The sequence below is a fragment of the Bacillus sp. AFS001701 genome (genome assembly GCF_002559405.1).
Lineage (GTDB): Bacteria > Bacillota > Bacilli > Bacillales > Bacillaceae_G > Gottfriedia.
In genome coordinates this window covers 1-6,336 of record NZ_NTZO01000549.1, presented here as the reverse complement: position 1 = coordinate 6,336, position 6,336 = coordinate 1, and the positions used below count along the sequence as shown (strand labels likewise).

At 30.7% G+C, this 6,336-nt stretch carries 6 protein-coding genes; 4 read left to right on the top strand and 2 right to left on the bottom strand.

The window, feature by feature from the left end; translation table 11 throughout:
- On the bottom strand, window positions 1–364 hold a 364-nt coding region (locus CN514_RS22645), incomplete at its 3' end, for a helix-turn-helix domain-containing protein (RefSeq protein WP_176526039.1).
- Window positions 365–655: 291 nt separating this feature from the next.
- Between CN514_RS22645 and CN514_RS26680 the strand changes: the two genes are divergently transcribed.
- The 4 genes from CN514_RS26680 to CN514_RS22625 are packed head-to-tail and all read left to right on the top strand — an operon-like array spanning window position 656 to window position 4,625.
- On the top strand, window positions 656–781 hold the full coding sequence (locus CN514_RS26680) for a hypothetical protein (protein WP_098234507.1): 126 nt from the start codon (window positions 656–658) through the stop codon (window positions 779–781).
- A 5-nt stretch (window positions 782–786) separates the two neighbouring features.
- Window positions 787–2,349 (top strand): spore germination protein, encoded by a 1,563-nt coding sequence (locus CN514_RS22635; protein WP_098234506.1) that lies wholly within the window; start codon window positions 787–789, stop codon window positions 2,347–2,349.
- Between the two features lie 25 nt (window positions 2,350–2,374).
- Window positions 2,375–3,478 carry a GerAB/ArcD/ProY family transporter gene (locus tag CN514_RS22630; RefSeq protein WP_098234505.1) on the top strand — a complete coding sequence of 368 codons (1,104 nt, stop codon included), beginning with the start codon at window positions 2,375–2,377 and terminating at the stop codon, window positions 3,476–3,478.
- The gene (locus CN514_RS22625) at window positions 3,465–4,625 is read left to right on the top strand and encodes a Ger(x)C family spore germination protein (RefSeq protein ID WP_098234504.1); all 1,161 of its coding nucleotides are present in this window, start codon (window positions 3,465–3,467) and stop codon (window positions 4,623–4,625) included. The genes CN514_RS22630 and CN514_RS22625 overlap by 14 nt, the downstream gene beginning before the upstream one ends.
- Before the next feature lie 57 nt (window positions 4,626–4,682).
- Here CN514_RS22625 and CN514_RS22620 read toward each other — a convergent pair whose 3' ends face one another.
- Entirely contained in the window at window positions 4,683–5,720 is a 1,038-nt protein-coding gene (locus CN514_RS22620) for a CotS family spore coat protein (RefSeq protein ID WP_176526038.1), read from the bottom strand.
- Window positions 5,721–6,336: the final 616 nt, after the last annotated feature.

Below are 6,336 nucleotides of genomic sequence, written 5' to 3'. Positions count from 1 at the left end.
AATTTTGTAAATTTTTTGTTCGAATTGTCTTAGATTTTTCCTCTAACATTTCTGAAATGATAAAGTTTAACTCTTTTTTAAATCCATTTATTGCACATTTATAAATGAACGCTACACTTCTTCGTTTATCTAAATAACGATTCTGATTAAAGCATAATTGTGTATAGCTCGAGTAAAAATATCCTTCTGCTAAACCGAACGCTTCTGTAATTGCATCTAAATAATGCAAAGAAAGTGGCTTTTTATTATTAAATACTCTACTAATATCACTAATATGGATTCCAGAATATTTAGCCAAATCAGCTTTATTCCAATTTTTGTCATTCATAAATGTAAGAAAATCATATAGAAGTATCTGATTCATAAGCTTTCCTCTCCATACTAAATTCATCATTCCTAACCTTATATCTAGGTAAACTAATAAAATTAGGTAATATCGCACATAATTTATTAGGTTTATTATACTATTTTGTCGTTTTTTTAAAATAGGAAATATTCAATTTTTTAATTAAAATTAGTTAATTATTCAAATACGGTTTCATTATTTATTGTATTTATTTCAGTATGTATATTACTTTCCTAACCTTTTTGCATGCTTTTCCTACAATGGGAAATAATACCTTTATATTTTATTAATTTTAATGGGGATGATTTAATGTTAAAAAAGATTATTTCATTTATACCGGAGTATCCTATTTTCATCCAAGCTTTTGTTACTTTTATCGTTCCTGTAGGGTTATCAAAATTTTTCAAATGGGTTCATCTTATGGAGAAAGAGTGATTTAAATGAAGCGGTGGAGATCCAATAAAACCTCAGAAAATATGTCATCTCTAAATACTGAATCTCAAAATAGTAATGAGAACTTATCCAGTGATCTCCAAGTAAATTTGGATTGGATTTTTAATGAAATTGGGCATAATTCTGATGTTAAATTTAGAGAAGTTTTATTAGGTGAAACAGATATTCAACTAGCAATCATTTTTATTGATGGCTTATCTAATGTAGACTTAATTCAAAAGCATATATTAGGCGAATTAATGACAGGACTTACTGCCATTGCCACCAATTATAAAAATAATGGGCAATCTTTAAATCTAAAAGAAATTAAAAAATGTATTAAAGAGAAATCACTTACTGTTTGTACAATTGAAGAAGTCAGTACTTATAAAAAATTAAAATCAGATGTTCTATTTGGATCAATTGCTTTGTTCGTAGATGGTATTTCTGAATGTTTTTTGATCGGTGAAGCATTAACTAAAACTAGAGAAGTAAAGGAACCTGATTCTGAGGCACTTGTTCGTGGTCCAAGACTTGGCTTTGTTGAAAGCTTAGCTGATAATACGGCCATGTTAAGACGGGCTGGAAAAAATCCAGATTTAACAATGTTAGGATTTGAAATTGGTGAGGTTTCAAAAAAACAATTAGTTATAGCATACATCTCAACGATTGCGAATTCTCAGATTATCGAGGAAGTAAAAAAAAGAATAAAAAGAATTGAAATTGATAGCGTTCCCGATTCAGGATATATAGAACAATTAATAGAAGATGATTATTTAAGTCCTTTTCCTCAGATTCAAAGTACCGAACGTCCTGATCGAGTTATGAGTGCTCTAATGGAAGGCCGGGTCGCCATTCTATTGGATGGTTCACCATTTGCACTTATTGCTCCTGTAACATTTCAGATGTTACTACAATCTCCTGAGGACTATTATGAAAGATGGTTTGCAGCTACTTTAGTACGATTATTACGATATCTTTCATGTTTTATTGCTTTATTTGCTCCATCTTTATACATTGCATTTATTTCGTTTCATCAAGGCTTAATTCCGACAAAGTTAGTATTTCATATAGCAGCAACTAGAGGTGGCGTACCATTTCCTCCGTTAATTGAAGCACTTATAATGGAAATTTCAATCGAAGTATTAAGGGAAGCCGGTTTGCGTTTGCCTAAACCAATCGGGCAATCTTTAGGAATTGTTGGAGGGTTAATTATCGGTCAGGCTGCAGTTGAAGCAGGAATTGTAAGTACAATCATGGTTATTGTTGTTGCAGTAACGGCAATTTCCTCATTTACATTACCACAATATAATGTAGGAATTGCACTTCGTATGCTTCGTTTTTTATCGATGCTTTTTGCAAGTGTATTTGGTCTATATGGAGTCGTTTTATTTTTCCTCTTGCTATGTAGTCATTTAGTTACACTAAAAAGTTTTGGAGTCCCTTATTTAAGTCCTGCTGCTCCTATTCGATTTGGTGATTGGAAAGATTTCGTCATTAGAGCACCAATATTTTTTCTGAAAAACCGACCAAAAAGCCTGCAAGCCAAAAAAACAAGAAGGATGAAATAGCTCAAGAAAGGAGGAGTCCTAGGTTATGAATTCAGAGCCTATTGATCGAATATCAACGCATCAAACTGTTATGTTTTTTGTTAATATGATTTTTGGTGCAGGAGTTTTAATACTACCGAGAACAATTACCGACAAAGTAAAAACGCCAGATGGCTGGATTACCGTTATCGTATCCGGCTTACTTATTACCCTCTTAGTCTTTTTACTTGTTATGCTGTGTAAACAATATCCTAACGAAACATATTTTCAATTTACGCAAAAAATAATTGGTAAATGGTTAGGAATTCCATTATGTATCTTTATTATTATCTATTATATTTGCCTTTCAGCTTTAGAGGTTCGGGTAATGGCAGAAACTACACGACTATTCTTACTACAAGGTACTCCTAATTGGGCTATTTTAATTCCCTTCTTGTGGATTGGGTTATATATAATTCTAGGAGGAATCAACCCAATCGCTAGATTATTGGAAATTATTTTTCCAATCACTGTATTATTCTTTCTTTTAGTTATTTTTTTAGGAATAGGCATTATTGATATAGACAACCTACGTCCTGTTCTTGGAAATGGTTTCAAACCCGTCCTTAATGGACTTAAAACAACGTCCCTTTCATTTTCAGGTTTTGAAGTGATTTTATTTATTTTTATGTTTATGAAGGATAAAACAAAGGTATCAAAAACAATTATGTTTGGGATAGGTATTCCGTTTGTTTTTTATACAATTACTGTCGTTGTTGTAGTCGGTGCATTCTCAGTAAACGGAGTGTTATTACAAACTTGGCCCGTACTTACTTATATCCGTAGTTACGATATACAAGGACTATTCGTAGAAAGATTTGACTCATTACTTTTAGTTATTTGGATTATGCAAATTTTTGCTACCTATATCATCGCATATTATATTTGTGTCCTTGGAATGGCTCAAGTTTTAAATAAAAAAAATATGAAGCCTTTTCTGTTTGGTACATTACCCTTTATTTACATTATTTCAATGATTCCAAAAGATATAAATCAAACTTTTACAATGGCCGATACAATCGGTAATACTTCATTTTATTTATTTGGGATCGTCCCACTTATCCTACTAGTGATTTCATATGTGAGGAAAAAATTAAATGAGAAAATGTAGGTTAACACGAATCATAATAAGTTTAATTTCTAATAGTATTCTCCTAGTTTTATTATCGGGTTGCTGGAGTAGTAGACCAATTGAGGACTTAAACATTATCGTAGGTTCTTCGCTAGATAAGGATGGTGAAGGGAAAATAAAATCGACCTTACAATATGTCGTTCCCGAGGCATTAGATTCAAAATCTGGTGGAAATAATGCATTGAAACCTTATATAAATGTGATTGGTGAAGGCATTTCGTTAGAACCTACAGGATGGGATACTACTTTAAGTAGACAAGGATACATTTTTGGAGCACATCAAAAATGTGTTGTTATTAGTGAAGAACTTGCTAGAGAAATAAACCTCCGAGAACTTACTGATTTATATTTCCGTGATATCGATATTCGTGGGAGTACGCTAATTTTTATTGCAAAAGGTGAAGCCACAAAAGCATTAGAAACGAGTGAACCAAATGTCATTCCTTCATTACGAATCGTTGAAATTGCAAACGAATCACTAACTTCAGTAATTGTCAGTAAAACACCGTTAATAAAAATTGGTGGATTAATGAACGCTGGTTCTAGTTTCCTCCTCCAATTATTAGAAACAACTGATAAAGGTGTTAAGTTTTCAGGTGGTGCAATTTTTAATGGTAAGAAAAATAAAATGATTGGCTCTCTTAATCCACAAGAAGTAGAAGGAGTTAATTGGATCACGGCACAAGGGAAGGGCGGTGCGGTAAAGGCATACACGAAAAAATCAGATGGTCCGACTTGGTTTCAAATTGAATCGATAAAAAGTAAAGTAACACCTCATATAAAAGATGATAAAATCTCTTTTGACGTTAAAATTGAATCAGAAGGTAGAATAGCAGAATATTGGAATCCTAAATTAAGACCATTATTTGAAGAGAAAAATGTTAGAAATATTGAAAAAGCAACCGAAGTTGAAGTCACAAAATTAGTAGAAAATGTAACAAAAAAGCTTCAAAATGAATATAAAACAGATGTTGCTGGATTTGGAAACGAAGTAAGAATTCAGTACCCAAAAGAATGGAAAAAAATGAGTAAGAATTGGGATGAACTATTTAGTAAAGCTAAAATAAACTATGATGTTCATATTACAATCAGAGATTATGGAATGATTGGAAAGAAAAAAAAATAAAGCTCGAATCCTTAACAGGATTTGAGCTTTATTTTTTAAAATGAAGTTGGAGTTTTATCAATCATTAAGTACTTCATTTGTGCGGACAAAGAATGAAGAAAACAATTTTTCTTTATTTAATTCTAATGCAATTATTTTTTTCATTTTTGAAACTAGACTAGGATCCCCCCCCAGAGTTTCCTTATTTTCGTAATGTGTAGAAAATACGTCATAAAATAAATGTGGAAACAATAAATCAGCTTTAAGAAACTGGTACTGCATACATGCTAACGGATTAATTTCCTGATATGCAATGATTAGTTTCTTCATTAACTTTGGATTCCAATTTTTTTCTTTTTTCATTATGATATTTAAAATTCTTCTCATATCATGAATCGGTAATTCGATTTTTAACGAACTCATATTCAAGAAATATAAATTGCCGTCTTCTCCAATTATAAGATCGTTTACATCAAAATTCTGATAGCATAATGTTTTCGTTTTCGCTGTCTCTTCTACTACTTCAGCAATATATTTATCAATTATTGCTAAAGCTTTTTCACATTGCATTAAAACCGAATTTATATTTTTTAAAAATAGTTTATCGATTTCATTTTGATGCTTTATCTTAGGCAGTTCTTCTTTCCAGTTTGTTAATTTTATAAATTTAGTTTGTAAATCATTTTTCCAATTTGATTGAATGGATGAAACATGCTCATTTGTTAATTCAATGCCGATCGAAGCTTTATGAAAAGAAGCAATCCCATTCATCATCAAAATTAGATCTTCTTCACTCTCAAAATTTGGTCTCATTCCATTAACAGCTTCAAACAACATAAAATTTTCATCTTTCATCCTTACAAAACCTTCACCTAATTTTGTTGTTAATACCTCTGGTGTAAATACGCCATTATCTCTAAGATAGTCAATTGCATAGATCATAAATTCAATATATTTTTCATCAATTAAAACTTTCTTCAATAATACTTCGCCGATATTAGTATCAATGGGCCACTCAGCTTTTTTTTCATCAATGTATTCTAAATATCTATGTTTTACTTCTAATGGGTAATTTACAATTACTTTTTTTACTAATTCACTAAAAAAAGCGTCCAAAAAGATTCCTCCCAAATAATACTTATCCACTTTTAATCTATGAATATGTACATGTTTAGAGACGGCTAATTTACTAAATAAATTAGGAAGTAAATAAATAATATCTTACATTTTTCACGGTAATTAACGGCTTTATCTTCAAGTTGTTCGAATTAGTTTCTTTCTATTACAGTTTACTTTAAATTTATTAATAAAATACAACAATATTTCCATAATATTCTTTAGTGTATAAGCACTTTTTGAGAAAGTAATTGACTCAAAACATTACAAACAAAAAGCTATATGCACCAATTATGGGCGGAGATGTATTAAATGCTAAAACATACTGAGTCACTAACAAGTGTGCATACGAGATCCATATTGTTGGAATCGTTTAGGCAAAGGATTTGAGTTTTGTTCAAAAGAATTATTTATCACTAAACCCAGATGTCCAAGTCTTTCTAAAAGTTAAAAAGAAAATTAAAAGTAAAATTTTAGAGGATATTTTGAGGGGATTAAACGTTCAATAAGTATAGTAAAAAACGTCGGATTTTTTTAGATCCGACGTTTTTTATTAATCTGGAATATTATGGTTCAACTACTATATCAATTTTCTTATTAGTCGACATACTTTTTT